Annotated in this window: 31 protein-coding genes; 12 read left to right on the forward strand and 19 right to left on the reverse strand. The window is 42.2% G+C overall.

Annotation, left to right across the window (positions count from 1 at the left end):
- The first annotated feature begins 130 nt into the window (after positions 1 to 130).
- Positions 131 to 784, forward strand: coding sequence for a glutathione S-transferase (locus ACMAZF_RS18210; protein WP_435275137.1), 654 nt, complete (start codon positions 131 to 133; stop codon positions 782 to 784).
- A 4-nt stretch (positions 785 to 788) separates the two neighbouring features.
- Positions 789 to 1,484, forward strand: coding sequence for a glycerophosphodiester phosphodiesterase (locus ACMAZF_RS18215; protein ID WP_435275138.1), 696 nt, complete (start codon positions 789 to 791; stop codon positions 1,482 to 1,484).
- Positions 1,485 to 1,491: 7 nt separating this feature from the next.
- On the opposite strand, the gene rarD is transcribed toward ACMAZF_RS18215, so the two are convergent.
- The gene (gene rarD, locus ACMAZF_RS18220; RefSeq protein ID WP_435275139.1) at positions 1,492 to 2,400 is read right to left on the reverse strand and encodes an EamA family transporter RarD; all 909 of its coding nucleotides are present in this window, start codon (positions 2,398 to 2,400) and stop codon (positions 1,492 to 1,494) included.
- Positions 2,401 to 2,540: 140 nt separating this feature from the next.
- On the opposite strand from rarD, the gene ubiE reads away from it, so the two are divergent.
- From ubiE to hemB, 9 genes are all read left to right on the forward strand, one after another.
- Positions 2,541 to 3,296, forward strand: coding sequence for a bifunctional demethylmenaquinone methyltransferase/2-methoxy-6-polyprenyl-1,4-benzoquinol methylase UbiE (gene ubiE / locus ACMAZF_RS18225; RefSeq protein WP_435275140.1), 756 nt, complete (start codon positions 2,541 to 2,543; stop codon positions 3,294 to 3,296).
- An 8-nt stretch (positions 3,297 to 3,304) separates the two neighbouring features.
- A complete protein-coding gene (locus ACMAZF_RS18230) occupies positions 3,305 to 3,913 on the forward strand; it encodes a ubiquinone biosynthesis accessory factor UbiJ (RefSeq protein WP_435275141.1) in 609 nt (202 codons plus the stop codon).
- Entirely contained in the window at positions 3,910 to 5,559 is a 1,650-nt protein-coding gene (ubiB, locus tag ACMAZF_RS18235; RefSeq protein WP_435275142.1) for a ubiquinone biosynthesis regulatory protein kinase UbiB, read from the forward strand. The genes ACMAZF_RS18230 and ubiB overlap by 4 nt, the downstream gene beginning before the upstream one ends.
- Before the next feature lie 109 nt (positions 5,560 to 5,668).
- The gene (gene tatA / locus ACMAZF_RS18240; RefSeq protein WP_435275143.1) at positions 5,669 to 5,893 is read left to right on the forward strand and encodes a twin-arginine translocase TatA/TatE family subunit; all 225 of its coding nucleotides are present in this window, start codon (positions 5,669 to 5,671) and stop codon (positions 5,891 to 5,893) included.
- A gap of 5 nt (positions 5,894 to 5,898) precedes the next feature.
- Positions 5,899 to 6,246, forward strand: a complete 348-nt coding sequence (gene tatB / locus ACMAZF_RS18245; RefSeq protein ID WP_435275144.1) for a Sec-independent protein translocase protein TatB — start codon at positions 5,899 to 5,901, stop codon at positions 6,244 to 6,246.
- A 2-nt stretch (positions 6,247 to 6,248) separates the two neighbouring features.
- The gene (gene tatC, locus ACMAZF_RS18250; protein ID WP_435275145.1) at positions 6,249 to 6,995 is read left to right on the forward strand and encodes a twin-arginine translocase subunit TatC; all 747 of its coding nucleotides are present in this window, start codon (positions 6,249 to 6,251) and stop codon (positions 6,993 to 6,995) included.
- A 5-nt stretch (positions 6,996 to 7,000) separates the two neighbouring features.
- Positions 7,001 to 7,810 carry a TatD family hydrolase gene (locus tag ACMAZF_RS18255; protein WP_435275146.1) on the forward strand — a complete coding sequence of 270 codons (810 nt, stop codon included), beginning with the start codon at positions 7,001 to 7,003 and terminating at the stop codon, positions 7,808 to 7,810.
- A complete protein-coding gene (locus tag ACMAZF_RS18260; protein ID WP_435275147.1) occupies positions 7,807 to 9,687 on the forward strand; it encodes a diguanylate cyclase in 1,881 nt (626 codons plus the stop codon). The genes ACMAZF_RS18255 and ACMAZF_RS18260 overlap by 4 nt, the downstream gene beginning before the upstream one ends.
- A gap of 12 nt (positions 9,688 to 9,699) precedes the next feature.
- Entirely contained in the window at positions 9,700 to 10,710 is a 1,011-nt protein-coding gene (gene hemB / locus ACMAZF_RS18265; protein ID WP_435275148.1) for a porphobilinogen synthase, read from the forward strand.
- A gap of 67 nt (positions 10,711 to 10,777) precedes the next feature.
- On the opposite strand, the gene ACMAZF_RS18270 is transcribed toward hemB, so the two are convergent.
- The 18 genes from ACMAZF_RS18270 to rplN all read right to left on the reverse strand — a co-directional run bounded on the left by ACMAZF_RS18270 (position 10,778) and on the right by rplN (position 19,925).
- Positions 10,778 to 11,212, reverse strand: a complete 435-nt coding sequence (locus ACMAZF_RS18270; RefSeq protein WP_435277282.1) for a VOC family protein — start codon at positions 11,210 to 11,212, stop codon at positions 10,778 to 10,780.
- A 222-nt stretch (positions 11,213 to 11,434) separates the two neighbouring features.
- A complete protein-coding gene (gene rplQ, locus ACMAZF_RS18275; protein WP_435275149.1) occupies positions 11,435 to 11,827 on the reverse strand; it encodes a 50S ribosomal protein L17 in 393 nt (130 codons plus the stop codon).
- Positions 11,828 to 11,877: 50 nt separating this feature from the next.
- Positions 11,878 to 12,867, reverse strand: coding sequence for a DNA-directed RNA polymerase subunit alpha (locus ACMAZF_RS18280; RefSeq protein ID WP_435275150.1), 990 nt, complete (start codon positions 12,865 to 12,867; stop codon positions 11,878 to 11,880).
- A 23-nt stretch (positions 12,868 to 12,890) separates the two neighbouring features.
- Positions 12,891 to 13,511, reverse strand: a complete 621-nt coding sequence (rpsD, locus tag ACMAZF_RS18285) for a 30S ribosomal protein S4 (protein WP_435275151.1) — start codon at positions 13,509 to 13,511, stop codon at positions 12,891 to 12,893.
- 53 nt (positions 13,512 to 13,564) lie between these two features.
- A complete protein-coding gene (gene rpsK / locus ACMAZF_RS18290; protein ID WP_101213181.1) occupies positions 13,565 to 13,954 on the reverse strand; it encodes a 30S ribosomal protein S11 in 390 nt (129 codons plus the stop codon).
- A 12-nt stretch (positions 13,955 to 13,966) separates the two neighbouring features.
- Positions 13,967 to 14,323 (reverse strand): 30S ribosomal protein S13, encoded by a 357-nt coding sequence (gene rpsM / locus ACMAZF_RS18295; protein ID WP_435275152.1) that lies wholly within the window; start codon positions 14,321 to 14,323, stop codon positions 13,967 to 13,969.
- 123 nt (positions 14,324 to 14,446) lie between these two features.
- A complete protein-coding gene (gene rpmJ, locus ACMAZF_RS18300) occupies positions 14,447 to 14,560 on the reverse strand; it encodes a 50S ribosomal protein L36 (protein ID WP_435275153.1) in 114 nt (37 codons plus the stop codon).
- Between the two features lie 30 nt (positions 14,561 to 14,590).
- On the reverse strand, positions 14,591 to 15,904 hold the full coding sequence (secY, locus tag ACMAZF_RS18305) for a preprotein translocase subunit SecY (RefSeq protein ID WP_435275154.1): 1,314 nt from the start codon (positions 15,902 to 15,904) through the stop codon (positions 14,591 to 14,593).
- Positions 15,905 to 15,910: 6 nt separating this feature from the next.
- The gene (rplO, locus tag ACMAZF_RS18310; RefSeq protein WP_435275155.1) at positions 15,911 to 16,345 is read right to left on the reverse strand and encodes a 50S ribosomal protein L15; all 435 of its coding nucleotides are present in this window, start codon (positions 16,343 to 16,345) and stop codon (positions 15,911 to 15,913) included.
- 3 nt (positions 16,346 to 16,348) lie between these two features.
- Positions 16,349 to 16,531 (reverse strand): 50S ribosomal protein L30, encoded by a 183-nt coding sequence (gene rpmD / locus ACMAZF_RS18315; RefSeq protein ID WP_435275156.1) that lies wholly within the window; start codon positions 16,529 to 16,531, stop codon positions 16,349 to 16,351.
- 3 nt (positions 16,532 to 16,534) lie between these two features.
- Complete coding sequence (gene rpsE / locus ACMAZF_RS18320; protein ID WP_435275157.1) at positions 16,535 to 17,038, reverse strand: 30S ribosomal protein S5; 504 nt, start codon at positions 17,036 to 17,038, stop codon at positions 16,535 to 16,537.
- Positions 17,039 to 17,048: 10 nt separating this feature from the next.
- The gene (gene rplR / locus ACMAZF_RS18325; protein WP_435275158.1) at positions 17,049 to 17,402 is read right to left on the reverse strand and encodes a 50S ribosomal protein L18; all 354 of its coding nucleotides are present in this window, start codon (positions 17,400 to 17,402) and stop codon (positions 17,049 to 17,051) included.
- Positions 17,403 to 17,411: 9 nt separating this feature from the next.
- On the reverse strand, positions 17,412 to 17,945 hold the full coding sequence (gene rplF / locus ACMAZF_RS18330) for a 50S ribosomal protein L6 (RefSeq protein WP_435275159.1): 534 nt from the start codon (positions 17,943 to 17,945) through the stop codon (positions 17,412 to 17,414).
- A 13-nt stretch (positions 17,946 to 17,958) separates the two neighbouring features.
- Complete coding sequence (gene rpsH, locus ACMAZF_RS18335) at positions 17,959 to 18,351, reverse strand: 30S ribosomal protein S8 (protein WP_435275160.1); 393 nt, start codon at positions 18,349 to 18,351, stop codon at positions 17,959 to 17,961.
- Positions 18,352 to 18,366: 15 nt separating this feature from the next.
- Positions 18,367 to 18,672: a 30S ribosomal protein S14 gene (gene rpsN, locus ACMAZF_RS18340; protein WP_435275161.1), complete on the reverse strand. Its 306-nt coding sequence runs from the start codon at positions 18,670 to 18,672 to the stop codon at positions 18,367 to 18,369.
- An 11-nt stretch (positions 18,673 to 18,683) separates the two neighbouring features.
- Positions 18,684 to 19,223, reverse strand: a complete 540-nt coding sequence (gene rplE, locus ACMAZF_RS18345; RefSeq protein WP_435275162.1) for a 50S ribosomal protein L5 — start codon at positions 19,221 to 19,223, stop codon at positions 18,684 to 18,686.
- A gap of 13 nt (positions 19,224 to 19,236) precedes the next feature.
- Positions 19,237 to 19,545 carry a 50S ribosomal protein L24 gene (rplX, locus tag ACMAZF_RS18350; protein WP_435275163.1) on the reverse strand — a complete coding sequence of 103 codons (309 nt, stop codon included), beginning with the start codon at positions 19,543 to 19,545 and terminating at the stop codon, positions 19,237 to 19,239.
- A gap of 11 nt (positions 19,546 to 19,556) precedes the next feature.
- Complete coding sequence (gene rplN / locus ACMAZF_RS18355; RefSeq protein WP_435275164.1) at positions 19,557 to 19,925, reverse strand: 50S ribosomal protein L14; 369 nt, start codon at positions 19,923 to 19,925, stop codon at positions 19,557 to 19,559.
- Between the two features lie 592 nt (positions 19,926 to 20,517).
- Between rplN and ACMAZF_RS18360 the strand changes: the two genes are divergently transcribed.
- Complete coding sequence (locus ACMAZF_RS18360; protein ID WP_435275165.1) at positions 20,518 to 21,048, forward strand: hypothetical protein; 531 nt, start codon at positions 20,518 to 20,520, stop codon at positions 21,046 to 21,048.
- The last annotated feature ends 143 nt before the right edge of the window (positions 21,049 to 21,191 follow it).

Below are 21,191 nucleotides of genomic sequence, written 5' to 3' on the forward strand. Positions count from 1 at the left end.
TTAACACCACAACTAATATAGCTACATAATTTTTATGAAAAGACTGATTAATCAATAAATACATATTTTTAGCATAAAACTATTTATTCAAGTTACAATTATTCCATTACATCAATATTTATCCGTCGATATGTCAGAACAAACATTCCCTATTTTATACAGTTTTCGTCGCTGCCCTTACGCTATGCGCGCACGAATGGCATTAACATTGAATCAAGTGTCGGTAGAGATCCGTGAACTGATCTTAAAGAATAAACCCGCTGAAATGTTGTTAGCTTCTCCAAAAGGTACAGTGCCTGTATTAATTGCCAACAATGGGCAAATTATTGAAGAAAGCCTTGAAGTCATGGATTATGCCGTAACCCATGGCACCCATTCGATTTTAAAGGCCCCTACGAGTGCAGAGCTCACTCTGATCGCTGAAAATGATGATGTTTTTAAAGCCAACCTCGATAAGTACAAATACTTCGATCGTTTTCCACAACAGACACAACAAGACTACCGCGCTCATGGCGAAGTGTTTTTACGACAACTAGAACAACGACTAGCCATCCAAGACTTCTTGTTTGGACACAACCAAAGCTACGGTGATATTGCGATATTCCCTTTTGTTCGCCAGTTTGCCCATGTTGATAAAGCATGGTTTGACGGTGCAGATTATCCACACCTAAAAAAATGGCTTGATAACTTTTTACAATCGAGTGCTTTTTTAAACGTCATGAAAAAAATTCCTTGTTGGCAAACTGGCGACGCGCCAACTTATTTTCCATTTAGTGAGGAGTAAAGCAATGTTGTGTATTGGCCATCGCGGCGCTCGTGGATATGCGCCAGAAAACACACTAGCGTCTATCGACTTAGCGATCGAACAAGGAGCAACGTGGATTGAAATCGATATTCGAGAGCACAGTGGCGATTTAATTGTTATTCACGATAAATACCTTGAGCGCACCACTAATGGCACAGGTCATATATACCAGCATGATTTAGCAACATTGCGCCGTTTCACCAGTGAGAATAATCAATCGCTACCTACACTAAAAGAAGTCATTAAGCATGTTAATCGCCGTGCTGTAATCAACATTGAATTAAAGGATCGTGCGAGCGCCCTGCCTACTATTGCTTTGTTAAATGAACTTGTTAGCAAAGGCTGGCAACATGACGATTTCCTAATTTCCAGCTTTTATCATCACGCGCTGCGGGATATAAAAGAGATAGCACCGCAATTTAAGACAGGCGCTTTATGCGCCAGTGTGATGATTGATTATGCTAAGTTTGCCCAAGACTTAGGTGCATGGTCGATTAACCTATGCAGCGAATCTGTTAATCAAGAGCTTATCGACGATGCCCACCAGCGCGGCTTAAAAGTATTGGTTTATACGGTGAATGATCCACGACTGTTTAGTGAATTTAGCGCCATGGGCGTCGACGGTGTATTCACCGACTACCCACAGCGGTTTTTCGAATGGCAGGCTCAAGAAAAGTAAATTGCTCTCAGCTTTCACTCTTTCTCAATTTCCGCTGCTTCATGCCATGTTTAAGGCTATCAGACGTATAAACAATCAGCGCCAACCAAATCAATCCAAAGGTGAACGCTTTTTGAATTTGAAATTCCTCGCCGTAAAAGAACACGGCCAATAACAACATTAAACTTGGGCCGATGTATTGAATAAAGCCTAATGTCGATAGTGGAATGCGAATGGCAGCCGCTGAAAATGCGAGTAACGGCAATGTGGTAACCACACCAGCAGACATAATCAGTAATGTTAGCGTCCAATCACCTGTTAGTAATTCAAGTGAACTATCATCGATAATTAGTACGTAAATCAGTGCAAATGGCAGTAAGAATAGCGTTTCAACAAACAGGCCGCTGATGGCATCAATATTGATTTTTTTACGCATTAGTCCGTAAACACCGAACGAACTGGCCAAGGCCAACGAAATCCATGGGATTGAGCCAAAGGAAATCACTTCTACCATCACCGCTAAGAAAGCAATAAGCACTGCTAACCACTGTAACTTACGCAAACGTTCACCTAAAAATAGGGTTCCGAGCACGACATTTAACAGCGGGTTAATGTAGTAACCTAATGACGCATCGAGCATGTGATCGTTATTGACAGCCCATATAAACAATAGCCAATTAAATGCAATAATGATCGACGTTATGCCTAACAAACCAAGTCTTTTTCGGTCTTTGAATAATTTCTTAATTTTAGAGAAACCAGTGACTAACAAAATCACTAATAAGATAAAGCCAAACGACCAAATAACGCGGTGCAATAAAATATCCACAGCGCCTATTCCCACCAACGCCTTGAAGTAGATAGGTGCCACGCCCCACATGATGTAGGCAGCAAACGCAAAGAGTAACCCTTGCTTATATTGGTCGTTGTTTGGCATGGAAAAACTCGCGCTGAATTAATGGCGCCGATTGTAGGCGCATTATGTGCTGAAAGCTATGTAAATTTATCATTTTGAGTGTTTCGAATTGCCCTGCCTTGGAGTACACTAGCGGGTAAATTATTTTATGAGTAAATCACATGAGTCAAAACGTCAACGAGACAACAGATTTTGGTTATGAGCAAGTTAAAACCAATGAAAAAGCCGGTAAAGTCGCTGAAGTTTTTCATTCTGTTGCCGCCAAATACGACATCATGAATGATTTAATGTCATTTGGCGTTCACCGTTTGTGGAAACGCTTCGCCATTGACTGCTCTGGTGTTCGCCCTGGTCAAAAAGTACTTGATTTAGCCGGCGGAACTGGTGATTTAACTGCAAAGTTTTCACGTATTGTTGGCGAAAAAGGTCAAGTCGTATTAGCCGATATAAACGATTCAATGCTTAAAGTTGGTCGCGATAAGCTTCGTGATTTAGGTGTTGTATCAAATGTTAATTACGTCCAAGCCAATGCACAAGCGTTGCCATTTCCAGAAAATACCTTTGATTTAATTACCATTGCTTTTGGTCTGCGTAATGTGACAGACAAAGATGAAGCACTGCGCTCGATGTATCGCGTATTAAAACCTGGTGGTCGTTTATTAGTACTAGAGTTTTCGAAGCCGAGCAATGAACTACTATCGAAAGCGTATGACATGTATAGCTTCAACTTGCTGCCAACAATGGGCAAGGTGGTTGCAAATGACAGTGAAAGCTATAAATACTTAGCGGAATCAATTCGCATGCATCCAGATCAAGACACACTCCAAGGCATGATGGATACGGCTGGTTTTGAACAAACGCAATATTACAACCTCACTGGTGGTATTGTTGCTTTGCACCGTGGATATAAATTCTAGGACAGCAGATGCCACTATCAAGCTTGATTTGCGCAAGTATAGAAACGTCTTTAAATAAACTATTGGCGCTAGACAACACCAGTGCGCAGCGACAAACACCTCTTCAAGGCCAAACGGTTGGCCTTGAAATCAGCGAACTTAAACAGCCATTATTCTTTCACTTTAGTCCCGCTCAAGTTGAAGTATTAAGTCAATTTGAAGGCGATGTAGCGGTTCATCTTAAGCTTAACTTTAATACGCTCATTGCACTGAAAAACAATGCCAACATTGGTGATTTAATTAAATCAGATCAATTGATCATTGAAGGCGACATCAAAACGCTTCAATATTTTGCGGATTTGTTAACCAAGCTGGATATCGATTGGCAAGAACATTTATCGCAATACACAGGCGATGTAGCCGCTTACCGACTAGGTCAAGGCGCCAGCAAGCTAACAAAAACTGTTACTGACGGCTTAACTAAAGTACAAAACAAAGCGAGCGATTACTTTACTCACGAAGCGCGTATTATGATTGGAAAGTTAGAGTTTGTGCATTTTTCAGATCAAGTTGATGAGCTAGCCCAACGCTGCGCAGCATTAAACAAGCAAATTGACCAGCTTAAGGACAAACCATGAAATTAAGCAGTATCAAGCGCTTTTACTTAATTAATAAGCTGTTTTTACAATATGGCTTAGACGAATTTATGCCGTGGCATATTTTGCCTTGGTATGTGAAATTTGGCCGCCAGTGTTTCTTTTGGTTGCGCAACAAACACAAAGACAAATCCCAAGCGCAGCGCCTGCGTTTATGCCTAGAAGCCTTAGGGCCGGTTTACATTAAATTTGGCCAAATGCTATCGACTCGTCGCGACTTACTGAGCGATGAATTAGCTAAAGAGCTTGGTCAATTGCAAGACAACGTGCCATCGTTTGACGGTAACGACGCAGTAAAGCTCATTAGTGACAACTTACAGTGTCCAGTTGAAGACGTGTTTGATGATTTTGAGTTAACGCCGCTAGCGAGTGCGTCGATAGCGCAGGTGCATTGCGGCACGTTAAAAAGTAATGGCAAACAAGTCGTTATCAAAGTGATCCGCCCTGACATTGAACAAGTCATTGTTAGTGATACCGACTTAATGCTGACGTTTGCGAAACTACTAACCAAGGTTTTGCCTAAGCAAAGCGCAAGGCTACGCCCGGTAGAAGTTGTTTTAGAATATCGCCGTACCATTTTAAACGAGCTTAATCTTGGTAAAGAATTAGCGAATACCCAAACACTTCGCAATAATTTTATTGACTCAGAGTCACTTTATATTCCAGAAACCTACAGCGATTATTGTTTTGATAACATGATTGTAATGGAGCGTATTTTTGGGATTCCGGTTGCCGACATAGCCCAGCTCAACGCACAGAACACGAATATGCAAGTACTTGCTGAGCGCGGCGTCGAAGTATTCTTCACCCAGGTATTTCGCGATAGTTTCTTTCACGCTGACATGCATCCCGGCAATATTTTCGTATCAAGAGAGAATCCACAGAGCCCGAAATACATTGGCATTGATTGCGGCATTGTTGGTACTCTCAATAAAGAAGATCAGCGTTATCTTGCCGAAAACTTTGTGGCCTTTTTCAATAATGATTACCGTAAAGTCGCTACCTTGCATGTTGATTCAGGATGGGTACCGAGTGACACTAATGTTGATGAGTTTGAATTTGCCATTCGCCAAGTTTTAGAGCCGTTGTTTGCTAAACCATTAGCAGAAATCAGCTTTGGTCATGTATTGGTGAGCCTGTTTGATACAGCGCGTCAGTTTAATATGCAGGTTCAGCCCCAGTTAGTTCTACTACAAAAAACCTTACTCTATATTGAAGGTTTAGGGCGTCAACTTTATCCAGAACTCGATTTGTGGAAAACAGCGAAACCTTTTCTCGAAAATTGGCTCAAAGAACAGATGGGACCAAAAGCGCTGTATCAATCAGTTAAAACCAATGCGCCATTTTGGGTTGAAAAAATGCCTGAGTTGCCGAACCTCATTTATGACAACTTAAAACGTAGTCAAAAAGAACAGGCGCTATGGCAACAGAATCAGCAGCGTTTATTACGTAATCAACATTTGCAACAACGCAGTCAGTTCTGGACATTCTTAGCGGCAACGTCAGGTATTTGCTCCACCTTGCTTTATGTCAAAGAAGGACTTGAGTTACCTTGTATACTCAGTGGAGCATTAAGTCTGCTATGTTGGGTTAAAGCATGGCAGAGTGAAGATCGCTATCTGAATTAGGTAGTTATTGTTTTAAAAACTGTTTTAGAAAAAGAAGCTATACAGCGCGCTAGTAAAACGCTTAGAATGTCTAGGTGACAATTTATTATTATAAGTATTCGGAGACACCATGGGAAACATTGGTATTTGGCAATTATTGATTGTTGCTGTAATTATTATCGTTATTTTTGGCAGCAAGAAACTACGTAATCTTGGCGGTGATTTAGGTTCGTCGGTAAAAGGCTTTAAAAAAGCAATGCAAGATGAAAACCAGCAAGACAAAACAGAATCTTTGGATGTTAAAGAAGCTAGCGACGAAAAAACGACGCAAACTAAAGATAAAGAACAGGTTTAATTTAGATGTTCGATATTGGGTTATGGGAGTTAATTCTCATCGGCATTATTGGATTAGTAGTCCTTGGCCCAGAGCGTTTACCAACAGCCGTTAGAACTGTTAGCGGCTGGATAAGAACGATGCGCCGACTAGCGCAAAACGTGAAGAACGAACTTGAGCAAGAGCTTGAGATCGAAAAGCTTCATAGCGACTTAAAAAAAGCTGAAAATATTAGCAAAGACGTGAATAGCAGCGATATTCCTGATGAATTGAAGGAATCTATTGCTACATTGCAACAAGCTGCACAAGACGTCACCCAGCCTTATCAAGCCGAGCCGACACCGCAAGACAACGCTAAAATAACAAAAGAATAATCATGTCATCAATGCAACAACCGCTTATTAGTCATCTTATTGAACTGCGTAATGGCCTGCTCAAAGCGGTTGCCAGCATATTAGTGATTTTCATTGGTCTCGTTTATTTTGCCAATGATATTTATGCTTACGTGGCACTGCCACTAAAGAATCACCTGCCGGAAGGCACCACGATGATAGCAACAGGCGTGACGTCATCGTTTTTTGCGCCGTTTAAACTGACCATGATGCTGTCATTTTTCTTAGCAATTCCCTTTGTGCTTCATCAGATATGGACGTTTATTGCACCAGCGCTATACAAGCACGAAAAACGCCTAGTTTTTCCAATGTTATTATCAAGCACCATCTTGTTTTACGCCGGTATCGCATTTGCTTATTTCTTAGTATTTCCCGTTATTTTCGGCTTTTTCACTAGTGTTGCACCAGATGATGTAACCATAGCAACCGATATCGAGAGCTATCTAAACTTTGTTCTTAAGCTATTTTTTGCTTTTGGTTTTGCGTTTGAAATACCTATTGCGATTATTTTACTCTGTTGGGCTGGCGTCACGACACCAGCGAAGCTTCGCCAAAAACGCCCGTACGTCGTTGTCGGTGCATTTGTCATTGGTATGCTATTGACACCACCTGATATTATTTCACAGTCAATGCTCGCGGTGCCTATGCTCTTACTCTATGAAGTAGGAATCATCGTGGCATCAATTTATCGCAATAAAGACGAAGAAACAGATACGCAAGAAGAGAATTAGATTTTATGGCTCCATTGTTCGACATCGCGGTTAATTTTGGTGCTAGTGCGCTAGCTAATAAAACCCCTGAAATTGTTCAACAAGCACTGGCGGCAAATGTATCTAAAATGATTGCACTAGGTTGTAGTATTCAAGGTAGTCACGACGCATTAACAGTAGCTCAACACTACCCTGATGTTGTTTATTCAACAGCGGGGATTCACCCGCATGACGCTAAAACATTCGATGATAGTAGCTTAGCAGCGCTAAGATCATTAGCCTCACTGCCACAGGTAGTTGCTCTTGGTGAGTGTGGTTTAGACTTTAATCGTGACTTTTCACCACGAGACCAACAAAAATCAGCCTTTGAAGCACAGCTCAAACTTGCTGTTGAATTACAAATGCCAGTTGTGATGCATCAACGAGATGCTCATGAAGCCTTTGTTGAGATATTAAAGAAATATCGTAGCCAGTTATCTCAAGTCGTTGTCCATTGTTTCACCGGAACCCATCAAGAATTATTAGATTATATTAATCTTGATTGTCACATCGGTATTACTGGTTGGATTTGTGACGAACGCCGTGGTTTACATTTATTAGAAAGCGTTCCTTCAATTCCCGATAATCGCTTGATGCTTGAAACCGATTCACCTTATTTAATGCCACGTAATATCAAGCCTAAACCAAAGTCTCGTAACAACAGGCCCGCAAATCTGTATCATATTGCTGGCACAGTAGCAGCGGCAAGAAAACAATCTGTCGAAATGTTACGACGGAACTGCTATAACAATAGCCTTAATTTTTTTAATCTTACCGATAATGAGGACCAAGTATGATAAGTGTTTTGGCACGCTTGTTCGCGCTTTTCTTATTCATCTGTTGGTCAACATTAAGTAACGCGAACGAAAATATTCGGGTAACTATCGATTCATCTAATACGGTCTTCAATTACTTTAGTAGTGACAATCGCAACTATAGTTTCGAGCAAATAAAACAATTGGATAAATCCCAGTGGATAGCCGCTGATAACTTTGCTGCATATGGTCTAGTGGATCGTCATTACTGGATGAGGTTTTCAGTCAAATTAACAGCAGATATGATTCGCGGCCCGCTGTACCTTGAAATCGCGAATCCACTGGTTGATAAAATAGATGTACACCTCATCATAGGCAATGAAGTTCGGCATTTTGTCGCTGGCGATAAAATTGACGTATCAAAGCGACCTATTGCAACGCCTGAACTCTATTTTCCTCTACCGACTGCGAATGGCTTAACGCTCGATGTATATTTACGATACCAAGATGAAGCAGCCTCAGTTTTACCATTAGCAATTACCAACAGTAAAGAGAGTTTCGAGCAAGTTAGTGTACATGGCATATTTATAGGCATCATTGTCGGTATTGCATTGTTGTTATTAGTGACAACCGGAGCCTTTTACCGAAAAGAAAAGCTCAATATTTATAGATACTTTATTGGTTTAGTTTTGTTTGGAACCTTTGGTATTTTAGGGCTAGAAGGAGTCGCTTCGACCTATATTTTTAACGCGTTACCGTGGCTTCAAAACTTGCTTTTACCACCACTGTTTGTTTTAACATTGTGGTGTTCAATTCAAATTACTCGCGAGCTCATCGACCATCAAACACAAGAATATAGCCTCGTTCATAATCTATTGACATGGTTAGCAAGAAGTATCGTCATTATTGCGGCGATATTACTAGCGTTGCCGGCTTTTGTTGCAGTTTTAGCCTCATTAATAGCACTTCATGTCGGGATAGTTTTAGTCGCACTATCCCTCATATTACTCGGTATTAGAACAAAGCAGTTTCAACCGTTACTAGTAGCCGCTTGGCTAGCGTTTATCATTTCGCTGCTTATAAAAACCACTTATTTTTCTGGGGTGTTAAAAATACCAACAGAATTATTCAATCTCGCAACCTTCATTTACACGTTTCAGTTTGTATTGTGGGGTGCCGTTATTTTATGTCGCTACATTCAGATCAACGAGGATGCATTTGCGCTTAAAAGTAAGCTGTTGGCTCAAAGCCAAGGAGATTATGAAGAGCTCGAAGAATCTCTCAATGAATATCGCGACGAACAAGCTTCTATGGAGGCGCTATTCGATGAGCGTACATTTGAACTAAATGTAACGCTAAGAGAATTGCAAGAAACCAACCGACAACTCGAAGAGCAGGCAACAAACGATGCACTAACGGGGGGCAAAAATAGAAAATTCTTTGACCAACGCTTACAAGCCGAGTACCGTCTGAGTCGTCGTCAAAATACGCCTCTTTCATTACTGTTGCTCGATGCGGATAAATTCAAGCTTGTTAACGATAACCATGGGCATTTGGCCGGCGACCAAGTTCTGGTCGAAATTAGTAAAATTGCCAGTAGAATATTAAAACGACCAAATGATTATGTCTGTCGCTATGGTGGTGAAGAGTTTGCAATATTATTATCAAACACAGATCAAAAAGGCGCTGAAAAAGTCGCTGAAGTTATTCGCCAACGCATCGCAGAAACGATAGTGAAAACAGAAAACATTGATTTACAAGTAACCGTAAGCATAGGTGTTTCAACTCTTTTCATAGAACCAGAGACGGCAGACAGCCAGCTATTTGAACAAGCCGACCAAGCACTCTATTTTGCGAAGGCATCTGGTCGAAACTTAGTTAAAACATTTCAAGAGTTTGAAAGCTCCGCTAAAAATTAACAGGATCACATTATGAATATCGTCAGTACGGCCTATCCTAACCGCCGAATGAGAAGACTACGTAAACATGACTTTAGCCGTCGATTAATGGCTGAAAATCAATTGAGTGTTAACGATCTTATCTATCCAATGTTTGTTGTAGAAGGTAAAAATCGCATCGAAGCGGTAGAGTCGATGCCGGGAGTCTCTCGTTTATCTATTGATTTGCTAGTTAAAGAAGCACAAGAACTCGTTGCATTAGGCATCCCTGCGATTGCCCTCTTCCCTGTCACGCCGCAAACTCATAAAACGTTAGATGCATGTGAAGCATATAACCCACAAGGCTTGGCTCAAAAAGCAGTTCGTGCGATCAAAGAAGTTTGCCCAGAGCTTGGCGTTATTACAGATGTTGCTTTAGATCCTTTCACGACTCACGGACAAGATGGCATTATTGATGATGACGGCTATGTACTAAATGACGTAACAACAGAGATACTTGTTAAACAAGCACTTTCTCATGCTGACGCAGGTGCCGACATGGTGGCACCATCTGACATGATGGATGGGCGCATCGGCGCAATTCGTGAAGCACTTGAAGCTGCAGGCCATATTAATACTCAAATCATGGCGTATTCAGCAAAGTATGCTAGTGCCTATTACGGGCCTTTTAGAGACGCAGTTGGCTCTGCAAGCAACCTTAAAGGCGGCAATAAAAAGAATTACCAAATGGATCCTGCAAACTCCGATGAAGCAATGCATGAAATTGCACTAGATATTGCTGAAGGCGCAGACACTGTGATGGTTAAACCGGGTATGCCTTACCTAGATATAGTTCGCCGAGTTAAAACTGAATTTGGTGTACCGACATTTGCCTATCAAGTGAGTGGTGAATACGCGATGCACAAAGCCGCGGCACAAAATGGTTGGTTAAATGAAAAAGAAGTAGCGATGGAGTCGTTGTTATGCTTCAAACGCGCCGGAGCAGACGGAGTTTTAACTTACTACGCCAAAGATGTAGCAGTATGGCTTAAAGAATCACAATAGCTTTAAATCGACATAGAGAAACATTTAAAAGGCCGCATTCAAATGCGGCTTTTTTATTTCAAAGATCTTAGCCCATTGCTAAGTGAAAAGCGTTGAACTTATTACCATCTAAGTCGCGAAAGTATCCGGCGTAAAACCCGGGCATCTCATCACGAGGGCCTGACTTGCCCTCACAAGTCGCTCCCAGTTCAATGGCCTTTTCATAAAAGGCATCTACTTGTTCTGGAGAGTCCATAGACAAAGCAACCATCACCCCATTTCCAACCGTCGCTTTCTCACCATCAAATGGCTTAGTAACTGACACTCCAGGCTTATCTGGCGCAGGCGCCCAAGCAACAAATGAATCCGTTTCAATAAAACGGCCAATGCCTATTGAGCCAAACAACTCATCAAAAAATGCCGTAGATCTCGCTAGATCGTTAGTACCCAGCGTTATACCAATTGCATTAAGTAAGTGATCTTGTTGTGCGTAGAGAAAATCAGCTAAAACAAGGCGCTCGATTGACTAATAGCTGGCTATTAGGATTGAGAGCAACGCCATTTTAGTTAATTTTAACAAGTACAAGTGGGCAAATATTTAATGCAATTGGTATTACATATCCAATCATTACCATAGCTCCTATAGATTAAAGAGTCTCTAACCTAACACAAATTTTAGGCATAAAAAAACCCAGCCGAAGCTGGGTTTTTTAAAGACTAAATATTGCTACTTAGTCGGAAGAAATTAATCTTCTGAAGACTCTTCTTCTTGTTCAACTACTGGGCGGTTAACTAGCTCAATGTATGCCATTGGAGCATTGTCACCCGCACGGAAGCCGCACTTAAGAATACGAGTATAACCGCCTGGGCGATCTTCATAACGTTTACCTAGATCGGTGAACAATTTACCTACAACCGCTTTATCACGTGTGCGGGCAAATGCTAAACGACGGTTAGCAACGCTGTCACTCTTAGCGAGTGTGATTAATGGTTCAACTACGCGACGCAGTTCTTTTGCCTTTGGCAAAGTCGTCTTGATAACTTCGTTTTCTAACAAAGATACCGCCATGTTGCGAAACATAGCTTGACGGTGACTGCTGTTACGGTTCAGTTGACGTCCACTCTTACGATGGCGCATGACCTTATCCTTTTAACTAAATCTTGTTCGACAATTAACTAAATTGCTGATTATAGTGCGTCAGAGATACTAGCCGGTGGCCAGTTTTCTAAACGCATACCTAAAGACAGACCGCGTGAAGCAAGTACATCTTTAATTTCAGTAAGCGATTTCTTACCTAAGTTAGGAGTTTTTAACAACTCAACTTCGGTACGCTGCACTAAATCACCAATATAGTGAATAGCTTCGGCTTTCAAACAGTTAGCCGAACGAACTGTGAGTTCAAGATCGTCTACAGGACGCAGCAGGATCGGATCGAACTCTGGCTTCTCTTCTTTCTCTTCAACTTCTGTTACATCACGTAAATCTACGAATGCATCTAGTTGCTCAGCAAGGATCGTTGAAGCACGACGAATCGCTTCTTCAGGATCAAGAGTACCGTTAGTTGTCATATCGATAACCAACTTATCTAAGTCAGTACGTTGTTCTACACGAGCAGCTTCAACGTTATATGCGATACGAACAACCGGGCTATAAGAAGAATCAACTAACAAACGACCAATTGGACGCTCTTCATCTTCGTCAGATTGACGAGCTGTAGCTGGCTCATAACCACGACCCATTTCAACCTTGATACGCATGTTAACTTCACCATCTTCTGAAAGATGACAAATAACATGGTCAGGGTTTACTATTTCAACATCACCATCATGGGTAATGTCACCTGCCGTCACAGGGCCTGCTCCACTCTTTGAGAGTGTCAACATAGCTTCAGTTTTACCTTCCAACTTAACTGATAAACCTTTTAGGTTTAGTAAGATTTCAAGTACATCTTCTTGAACACCTTCTTTCGAAGAATATTCGTGAAGTACACCATCGATCTCAACTTCAGTTACGGCACAACCAGGCATTGACGATAATAAAATGCGACGTAGCGCATTACCTAGTGTATGACCAAATCCACGCTCTAAAGGCTCTAAAATAACCTTTGAACGAGTAGCACTGACTTGTTCGATTTCGACAAGTCGTGGCTTTAGAAATTCTGTAACAGAACCCTGCATTGTGTCCTCTCTTATTATTAGCTCTACTTAGAGTAAAGCTCGACGATCAGCTGTTCGTTGATTTCCGCAGACAAATCACTACGTTCTGGAAGGCGCTTGAAAGTACCTTCGAATTTAGTGTTGTCAACTTCAACCCAAGCACTAGGCTCGCGTTGTGCGGCCAATTCTAATGAAGCGGCAATACGTGCTTGCTTCTTAGACTTTTCGCGAACGCTGATTACGTCGCTAGGCTTAACGTTATACGACGGAATGTTTACTACTTGACCGTTTACTAAAATAGCTTTATGGCTAACTAGCTGACGTGATTCAGAACGAGTAGATCCGAATCCCATGCGGTAAACAACATTATCCAAACGACCTTCAAGGATAACTAATAGGTTTTCACCTGTGTTACCTTTAAGACGTGCAGCGTCTTTGTAATAGTTGCGGAATTGCTTTTCTAATACACCGTACATACGACGTACTTTTTGCTTTTCACGTAATTGAATACCGTATTCTGATAAACGAGTTCTGCGCGCTCCGTGAACACCAGGCACTTGCTCGATGTTACATTTAGAGTCGATTGCGCGAACGCCGCTCTTCAAGAAAAGGTCAGTACCTTCTCTACGGCTTAGTTTGAGTTTTGGACCCAAATATCTTGCCATGTTCTTTCTCCAACTGGCCTAAAAAATTAGTCTAAACGTTACCTAATAAAAGGTTAAACGCGACGTTTCTTAGGTGGACGACAACCATTGTGCGGAATAGGAGTAACATCAGTGATGTTAGTGATCTTGTAACCCACTGCATTTAATGCACGGATTGCTGATTCACGACCTGGTCCCGGACCTTTTACGAATACTTCAATGTTCTTTAAACCGTATTCTTTCGCAGCTTCACCAGCGCGTTCAGCAGCAACCTGTGCAGCGAACGGTGTTGATTTACGAGAACCACGGAAGCCAGAACCACCAGATGTTGCCCATGAAAGAGCGTTACCTTGGCGATCAGTCAACGTAATGATTGTGTTGTTAAAAGAAGCATGGATATGAGCCATGCCGTCTGCGACTTGCTTACGTACGCGCTTACGAGAACGTGATGGAGTTTTAGCCATAATTTATCCCGCCTACTTCTTAATCGGTTTACGAGGACCCTTACGAGTACGAGCGTTCGTTTTAGTACGCTGTCCACGTAGAGGCAAGCTCTTACGATGACGTAGGCCGCGGTTACAACCGAGATCCATTAGTCGTTTAATGTTCATAGAAACTTCACGACGTAAATCACCTTCAACAGTGAATTCGCCAACGGCGTTACGTAGAACATCTAATTGTGTTTCGTCTAATTCCTTGATCTTAACATCTTCAGCAATACCCGTTGATGCACAGATAGCCTGTGCACGAGTAAGACCGATGCCATAAATTGACGTCAGTGCGATTACTGTGTGTTTCTGATCAGGAATGTTAATGCCAGCGATACGGGCCACTGTAGCACTCCTCTAAGTTTAATGGACTGGGGTCGAAAAGCCCGTTAGGATACTCGACCTCATGTCAGTTTGCAAATTAATTTTGCACCAAGCATAACTACGCCTGATGCAATATTTTCTTTCTTAACCTTGACGTTGCTTATGACGTGGTTCTGTACAAAGAACACGAACAACACCATGGCGTTTGATGACCTTGCAGTTACGGCAGATCTTCTTTACTGATGCACGAACTTTCATATCATTACTCCAATAATACTATCTTAAGGACTAACCTTTAAGATTAGCTTTCTTCATGACCGAATCATACTGATGAGACATCAGATGGGTCTGAACTTGAGCCATGAAATCCATGATTACTACAACCATAATTAGTAGCGATGTGCCACCAAAGTAAAATTGTACATTCATAGACATGGTCATGAACTCTGGTACCAAACAAATAAAGGTAATGTACAACGCACCAGCAAAGGTTAAACGTGTCATTATCTTATCGATATATTTCGATGTTTGCTCACCAGGGCGAATTCCTGGAACAAATGCACCACTCTTCTTCAAGTTATCAGCAGTTTCACGCGGATTGAAAACCAATGCCGTGTAGAAAAAGCAGAAGAAGATTATAGCAGCCGCATAAAGCATTGAATACAACGGTTGTCCTGGCGCAATTGCCAATGACAAATCAGCTAACCAAGTTAATCCCTCAGTTTGACCGAACCATTGCCCCAGTGTACCCGGGAACAAAATAATACTTGATGCGAAAATTGGTGGGATAACACCCGCCATATTTACCTTTAACGGTAAATGTGTGCTTTGCGCTGCAAAAACTTTACGTCCTTGCTGACGTTTCGCATAGTTTACCACAATGCGACGCTGTCCACGCTCTACAAACACCACAAGATATGTGACGGCGAACATAATTCCGGCCAATAATAATGCCAGTAGTGGATTTAGATCCCCTTGACGCGCTTGCTCAACCATTGAACCTAGTGCTGATGGCAAGCCGGCAACGATGCCAGCGAAAATCAAGATAGAGATACCGTTACCGATACCACGCTCTGTGATTTGCTCACCTAACCACATTAAGAACATTGTGCCCGTTACCAAGCTCACTACAGCTACAAAGTAGAATGCAGGGCCTGGACTAACAACAAGTCCGGCAATGAGGTTTGGCAACCCAGTAGCAATACCAATTGCTTGGAAGGTTGCCAACACTAGCGTACCCCAACGGGTGTATTGACTGATCTTACGACGACCAGCTTCACCTTCTTTCTTTAGTTCTGCCATAGCAGGATGTACCACGGTCATTAACTGCATGATAATACTTGCAGAAATGTACGGCATGATACCTAAAGCAAAGATAGAGGCACGTTCAAGGGCCCCACCTGAAAACATGTTAAACATGCTCAGGATGGTTCCTTTTTGCTGTTCAAACAGCTGGGCTAGTACTGCGGCGTCAACACCAGGAATTGGAACAAATGAGCCTGCTCTAAACACGATAATCGCACCTAAAACAAACCACAAGCGCGATTTCAGTTCAGAAAGGCCGCCTTGTGCACCTTGCATATCTTTTCCTGGTTTAGCCATCAGCTACTATTCCTCGACTTTGCCACCGGCAGCTTCAATAGCTGCGCGGGCGCCTTTAGTTACACGTAGACCTTTAACGGTCACTGGGCGCTCAATAGTACCCGAAAGTACTACTTTAGCAAACTTAATGTTACGAGTAATAACGTTAGCTTCCATTAGGCTAGCTAGTTCAACTACGTCACCAGATACTTGAGCAATCTCGTGCAAGCGAACTTCAGCCGTTACCAATGCTTTACGTGAAGTAAAACCAAATTTTGGTAAACGTTGTTTCAAAGGCATTTGACCACCTTCAAAACCTGGACGAACACTACCGCCAGAACGTGACTTAAGACCTTTGTGACCACGACCACCAGTCTTACCAAGACCAGAACCGATACCACGGCCTACACGTTTAGCTACTTTTTTAGAGCCAGCAGCTGGTGAAAGAGTATTTAAACGCATGTCTTAATCCTCTACCTTAACCATGTAGTAAACTTTATTAATCATACCGCGAACTGAAGGAGTATCTTCAAGTTCAACAGTGTGGTTAATGCGACGTAAGCCAAGACCTGCTAAACAAGCTTTGTGCTTAGGTAAACGGCCGATTGAGCTCTTTACCTGAGTTACTTTAACTGTTTTATTAGCCATTTCTTACTCCATGATCTCGTCAACGCTTAGACCACGTTTAGCCGCTACAGAAGAAGGCGTTTTCATACCTTCAAGAGCGTTAAACGTTGCGCGAACGATGTTGATCGGGTTAGTAGAACCGTAAGCTTTAGATAGTACGTTTTGTACACCTGCAACTTCTAATACTGCACGCATTGCGCCACCGGCGATGATACCAGTACCATCTGATGCTGGTTGCATGTAAACATTCGAACCCGAGTGCTTACCTTTGATTGCGTGTTGTAAGGTTGTACCTTTTAGGTTAACCGTGATTAAGTTGCGACGTGCTTTTTCCATTGCTTTTTGGATTGCAGCAGGCACTTCACGAGCCTTACCGTAACCAAAACCAATTTTACCAGCGCCATCACCCACAACAGTTAATGCTGTGAAGCTAAAGATACGACCACCTTTAACTACTTTAGATACACGGTTTACAGCGATTAGCTTTTCAGCCATGTCGCTTTGTTGTTGTTCTTCAAACTTTGCCATGATCTAACTCCTAGAATTTCAGACCAGCTTCACGAGCGGCATTTGCTAATGCTGCTACGCGGCCGTGGTATTTGAAACCTGAACGATCGAATGCAACAGCAGTTACACCCTTTTCAACAGCACGTTCAGCAACAGTTTTACCAACAAGAGTTGCTGCTTCAACGTTACCTGTGCTCTTTAGTTCAGTACGGATCGCTTTTTCAGCTGTAGAAGCGCTAGCTACTACATCGCCAGAACCTGCAGCGATTACTTGAGCGTAGATATGGCTAGACGTACGGTGTACAACTAAACGCGTAGCGCTTAGTTCTGCCATTTTTGCGCGGGCGCGAGTAGCGCGGCGCAAACGAGATGTTTTCTTATCCATCGTATTTACCTACTTCTTCTTAGCTTCTTTACGGCGTACATGTTCGTCAGCATAGCGAACACCTTTACCTTTATAAGGCTCTGGTGGACGGTAAGCGCGAATTTTTGCAGCAACCTGGTTTACAACCTGGTTGTCTACGCCTTTAAGAACGATTTCAGTTTGACTTGGACACTCAGCTGTAACACCTTCAGGTAGTTCGTGAACTACTGGGTGAGAAAAACCAAGTGAAAGGTCGATTGACTTACCAGCGATTTTCGCACGGTAACCAACACCAACTAGTTCAAGTTTCTTCTCGAAACCTTCGCTAGTACCTTTAACCATGTTGTTAACTAGAGCGCGAGCTGTACCAGCTTGCGCCCAACCGTCAACCGAACCTTCAGCAGGTGCGAATTTAACAGCATTGTCTTCAACAGTTAAGGCTACTTGCGCGTTAAATACGCGAGTTAGTGAACCTTTACCACCTTTTACGGTGATTTCCTGACCGTTTAGAGATACCTCTACGCCAGCAGGAATTGCAACGGGTGCTTTTGCGACACGTGACATTGTAAACTCCTTATTAAGCTACGTAGCAGATGATCTCGCCACCCATGCCCGCTTTACGCGCTGCACGGTCGGTCATCAAACCTTTAGAAGTAGAAACTACAGCAACGCCCATGCCAGCCATGATTTTTGGCAGCTCGTCTTTGCCCTTATAAATGCGAAGACCAGGGCGGCTCACACGTTGGATAGTTTCGATTACTTGTTTGCCTTCGAAGTACTTTAAAGTTACTTCTAATTCTGATTTTACTTCACCAGAAACAGCGTAGTCAGTAATATAACCTTCATCTTTAAGTAATTTAGCAATAGCTACTTTAAGTTTTGAAGAAGGCATAGATACAGCAGTTTTTGCTGCTTTCTGACCATTACGGATGCGTGTTAGCATATCCGCGATAGGATCTTGCATGCTCATATTAGCGTACTCCGATTACCAAGAGGCTTTTGTTAAGCCAGGGATTTCACCGCGCATCGCCGCTTCACGCGTCTTGATGCGACTCATACCGAACTTACGTAGGAAGCCGTGTGGACGACCTGTAACGTTACAACGGTTGCGAGCACGAGATTTACTAGAATCACGTGGCAATGATTGCAGTGTTAAAACTGCATCCCACTTTTCTTCTTCAGAAGCAGTTACGCTGCTGATAATCGCTTTTAGAGCAGCACGCTTTTCGGCGTACTTCGCTGCTAATTTCGCGCGTTTGACCTCACGGGCCTTCATTGATTGCTTTGCCATAACCCTACACCTTATTTGCGGAATGGGAAGTTGAATGCGGCTAACAGAGCTCGACCTTCATCGTTGCTAGATGCAGTAGTACCAATGGTAATATCCATACCACGGATTTTGTCTACTTTATCGTAATCGATTTCAGGGAAGATAATCTGTTCACGTACACCCATGCTGTAGTTACCACGACCGTCAAAAGACTTGTCTGATAAACCACGGAAGTCACGGATACGAGGAATTGAAATAGAGATTAAACGCTCTAAAAATTCCCACATACGCTCGCCACGTAGGGTGACTTTACAACCAATTGGGTAGCCTTCACGGATTTTAAAGCCAGCAACAGATTTGCGGGCAACAGTGATTACAGGTTTTTGACCAGCGATTGCTGTCATGTCTTTAACTGCGTGCTCTAGTACCTTTTTATCGGCTAGTGCTTCACCAACACCCATGTTAAGGGTGATTTTTTCAATCCGAGGGACTTGCATGACACTGGTAAAACCAAACTCTTCTTTAAGTTTGTTTACTACAGTCTCGTTGTAATAACCATGCAGTTTCGCCATCGTTAACTCCGAATTAAACTAGTTCATTATTAGACTTGAAGAAACGAACTTTTTTGCCGTCTTCTAGTCGGAAACCAACACGACTTGCTTTGCCATCGGCATCTACAAGTGCAATGTTAGACATTTGGATTGGTGCTTCTTTCTCAACAATACCGCCAGCTACGCCCAATTGTGGGTTTGGCTTTTGGTGTTTCTTGATTAGGTTTACACCTTCTACAATTGCTTTACCGTCAGCTTGCACGCTTAATACTTTACCGCGCTTGCCTTTATCTTTACCGGCTAAAACAATGATTTCATCATTTTGACGAATTTTCGCTGCCATGATTAATTTCCTTACAGTACTTCTGGAGCCAGTGAAACGATTTTCATGAACTTTTCGTTACGTAGTTCACGCGTTACTGGACCAAAGATTCGAGTACCAACAGGCTGTAAGTTAGCATTTAACATTACAGCTGCATTGTTGTCGAAACGAATTGCGCTTCCGTCTGCACGACGGATTGCTTTAGACGTACGAACAACTACGGCGTTCATTACATCACCTTTCTTCACTTTACCGCGAGGAATAGCTTCTTTTACAGAAACTTTGATGATATCACCAACGCGCGCATAACGACGGTGTGAACCGCCAAGAACCTTAATACATTGTACTCGACGGGCACCAGAGTTATCTGCTACGTCAAGTTTAGATTGCATTTGGATCATGTTATATGCTCCGCTAATTTAACTAAATCCATACCGATTGATATGGACCTCTTCCCATTAAGAGGCGCGATAGTATAACAAAGTAAAAATAATTTAGAAAGGGCAAGTTCAATTTAGCATCAACTGCGCATTTTTTAAGCTTATCAACGTGAGAAACAATCACTTACAGAGGTTCTAATGGCATTGGCAGCGAACAAATGATTATGGCGAAGAGATACAGATCACAAAATCACCATTTCAACTAAGTAACATGATCGGGCGAAGGGGTCGTCACCGATTTCATCCCAATTTATCAGTATAAAAAGCAACAATAAGATATTCGTCTATCATTTAACAAAGTAAACCAATTCAAGGGACGTTGTTCGATGTTACATGCTAGCTTAGTTAAGGTAGTCAATAGCATTTATTTACTGAGTTTACGGGAAGCATTTATTACTCTAATTGCTTTTCTAACCCTCACTGCAAGCTTTTTGGTGGTACAAAGTCTCGTTACCCATTTTAATACATTCGCAGTTCAAGACTTTTCAATGAGCAACATAGCTTGGAGTCCTTTAGCCGAGAATTATCCATTATCTTGCTGATATACCGGATAATGATGGTTATCTCGATTGGTGTTTATTTGTCAAAAAACCTTGGAGTCAACCCCATCGGTGGGTCTTTACTCGGACTCGTTTGTTTTCTAACACATGGCAGTTATGTGTTGATCGAAAATGGTGCGATCGTCATCCCCTCGTCCCATGTAACTATTTACCCAATAGTTATACCGTCTTTAAGCAGCTATTTACTGCGTTTCTATTTCCGCCTCTTAAAACTAACAACGGCAAGCTTACTCGGGATTAGCCGATTCTTACGGGTAAATTTGCAAATGGTGACGCCATTTATTCTGGTCTTTATCACCTTATATATCGTAGTTCCTTATGGTGCGGTGATTATTGACTGGATATTTGCACAGTTTTGTAATTTCCTCCAAGAAAGAGAGCTCTATGAGAAAGGATTAGTCAGGCAGCTGCTAACAAGTCTATTTTGGTTGGTAGCCGTTCATAGTTCAAATGCGTTCGACTCATTATTTCGTTTTTCGACACCTTCGTATTTCTTGGGGGCGCAGGGGGCATGTTTGGGTTAATCATCGTCATTTTGATAAAGAACTGTAAAGATCACGAAAACTCTATCGCGCGGTTAAGTATTCCTTTTACGCTATTTAACATCAATGAAGTAATTGCATTAAGTAAGTGATCTTGTTGTGCGTAGAGAAAATCAGCTAAAACA

This window comes from Psychrobium sp. nBUS_13, from assembly GCF_051201665.1.
Classification (GTDB): domain Bacteria; phylum Pseudomonadota; class Gammaproteobacteria; order Enterobacterales; family Psychrobiaceae; genus Psychrobium.

Excerpts from the sequence above, each read along its gene's own strand:
- ACMAZF_RS18210 (WP_435275137.1), top strand. The coding sequence starts at position 131 with ATGTCAGAACAAACATTCCCTATTTTATACAGTTTTCGTCGCTGCCCT.
- ACMAZF_RS18215 (WP_435275138.1), top strand. The coding sequence starts at position 789 with ATGTTGTGTATTGGCCATCGCGGCGCTCGTGGATATGCGCCAGAAAAC.
- rarD (WP_435275139.1), bottom strand. The coding sequence starts at position 2,400 with ATGCCAAACAACGACCAATATAAGCAAGGGTTACTCTTTGCGTTTGCT.
- ubiE (WP_435275140.1), top strand. The coding sequence starts at position 2,541 with ATGAGTCAAAACGTCAACGAGACAACAGATTTTGGTTATGAGCAAGTT.
- ACMAZF_RS18230 (WP_435275141.1), top strand. The coding sequence starts at position 3,305 with ATGCCACTATCAAGCTTGATTTGCGCAAGTATAGAAACGTCTTTAAAT.
- ubiB (WP_435275142.1), top strand. The coding sequence starts at position 3,910 with ATGAAATTAAGCAGTATCAAGCGCTTTTACTTAATTAATAAGCTGTTT.
- tatA (WP_435275143.1), top strand. The coding sequence starts at position 5,669 with ATGGGAAACATTGGTATTTGGCAATTATTGATTGTTGCTGTAATTATT.
- tatB (WP_435275144.1), top strand. The coding sequence starts at position 5,899 with ATGTTCGATATTGGGTTATGGGAGTTAATTCTCATCGGCATTATTGGA.
- tatC (WP_435275145.1), top strand. The coding sequence starts at position 6,249 with ATGTCATCAATGCAACAACCGCTTATTAGTCATCTTATTGAACTGCGT.
- ACMAZF_RS18255 (WP_435275146.1), top strand. The coding sequence starts at position 7,001 with ATGGCTCCATTGTTCGACATCGCGGTTAATTTTGGTGCTAGTGCGCTA.
- ACMAZF_RS18260 (WP_435275147.1), top strand. The coding sequence starts at position 7,807 with ATGATAAGTGTTTTGGCACGCTTGTTCGCGCTTTTCTTATTCATCTGT.
- hemB (WP_435275148.1), top strand. The coding sequence starts at position 9,700 with ATGAATATCGTCAGTACGGCCTATCCTAACCGCCGAATGAGAAGACTA.
- rplQ (WP_435275149.1), bottom strand. The coding sequence starts at position 11,827 with ATGCGCCATCGTAAGAGTGGACGTCAACTGAACCGTAACAGCAGTCAC.
- ACMAZF_RS18280 (WP_435275150.1), bottom strand. The coding sequence starts at position 12,867 with ATGCAGGGTTCTGTTACAGAATTTCTAAAGCCACGACTTGTCGAAATC.
- rpsD (WP_435275151.1), bottom strand. The coding sequence starts at position 13,511 with ATGGCAAGATATTTGGGTCCAAAACTCAAACTAAGCCGTAGAGAAGGT.
- rpsK (WP_101213181.1), bottom strand. The coding sequence starts at position 13,954 with ATGGCTAAAACTCCATCACGTTCTCGTAAGCGCGTACGTAAGCAAGTC.
- rpmJ (WP_435275153.1), bottom strand. The coding sequence starts at position 14,560 with ATGAAAGTTCGTGCATCAGTAAAGAAGATCTGCCGTAACTGCAAGGTC.
- secY (WP_435275154.1), bottom strand. The coding sequence starts at position 15,904 with ATGGCTAAACCAGGAAAAGATATGCAAGGTGCACAAGGCGGCCTTTCT.
- rplO (WP_435275155.1), bottom strand. The coding sequence starts at position 16,345 with ATGCGTTTAAATACTCTTTCACCAGCTGCTGGCTCTAAAAAAGTAGCT.
- rpmD (WP_435275156.1), bottom strand. The coding sequence starts at position 16,531 with ATGGCTAATAAAACAGTTAAAGTAACTCAGGTAAAGAGCTCAATCGGC.
- rpsE (WP_435275157.1), bottom strand. The coding sequence starts at position 17,038 with ATGGCAAAGTTTGAAGAACAACAACAAAGCGACATGGCTGAAAAGCTA.
- rplR (WP_435275158.1), bottom strand. The coding sequence starts at position 17,402 with ATGGATAAGAAAACATCTCGTTTGCGCCGCGCTACTCGCGCCCGCGCA.
- rplF (WP_435275159.1), bottom strand. The coding sequence starts at position 17,945 with ATGTCACGTGTCGCAAAAGCACCCGTTGCAATTCCTGCTGGCGTAGAG.
- rpsH (WP_435275160.1), bottom strand. The coding sequence starts at position 18,351 with ATGAGCATGCAAGATCCTATCGCGGATATGCTAACACGCATCCGTAAT.
- rpsN (WP_435275161.1), bottom strand. The coding sequence starts at position 18,672 with ATGGCAAAGCAATCAATGAAGGCCCGTGAGGTCAAACGCGCGAAATTA.
- rplE (WP_435275162.1), bottom strand. The coding sequence starts at position 19,223 with ATGGCGAAACTGCATGGTTATTACAACGAGACTGTAGTAAACAAACTT.
- rplX (WP_435275163.1), bottom strand. The coding sequence starts at position 19,545 with ATGGCAGCGAAAATTCGTCAAAATGATGAAATCATTGTTTTAGCCGGT.
- rplN (WP_435275164.1), bottom strand. The coding sequence starts at position 19,925 with ATGATCCAAATGCAATCTAAACTTGACGTAGCAGATAACTCTGGTGCC.
- ACMAZF_RS18360 (WP_435275165.1), top strand. The coding sequence starts at position 20,518 with ATGATGGTTATCTCGATTGGTGTTTATTTGTCAAAAAACCTTGGAGTC.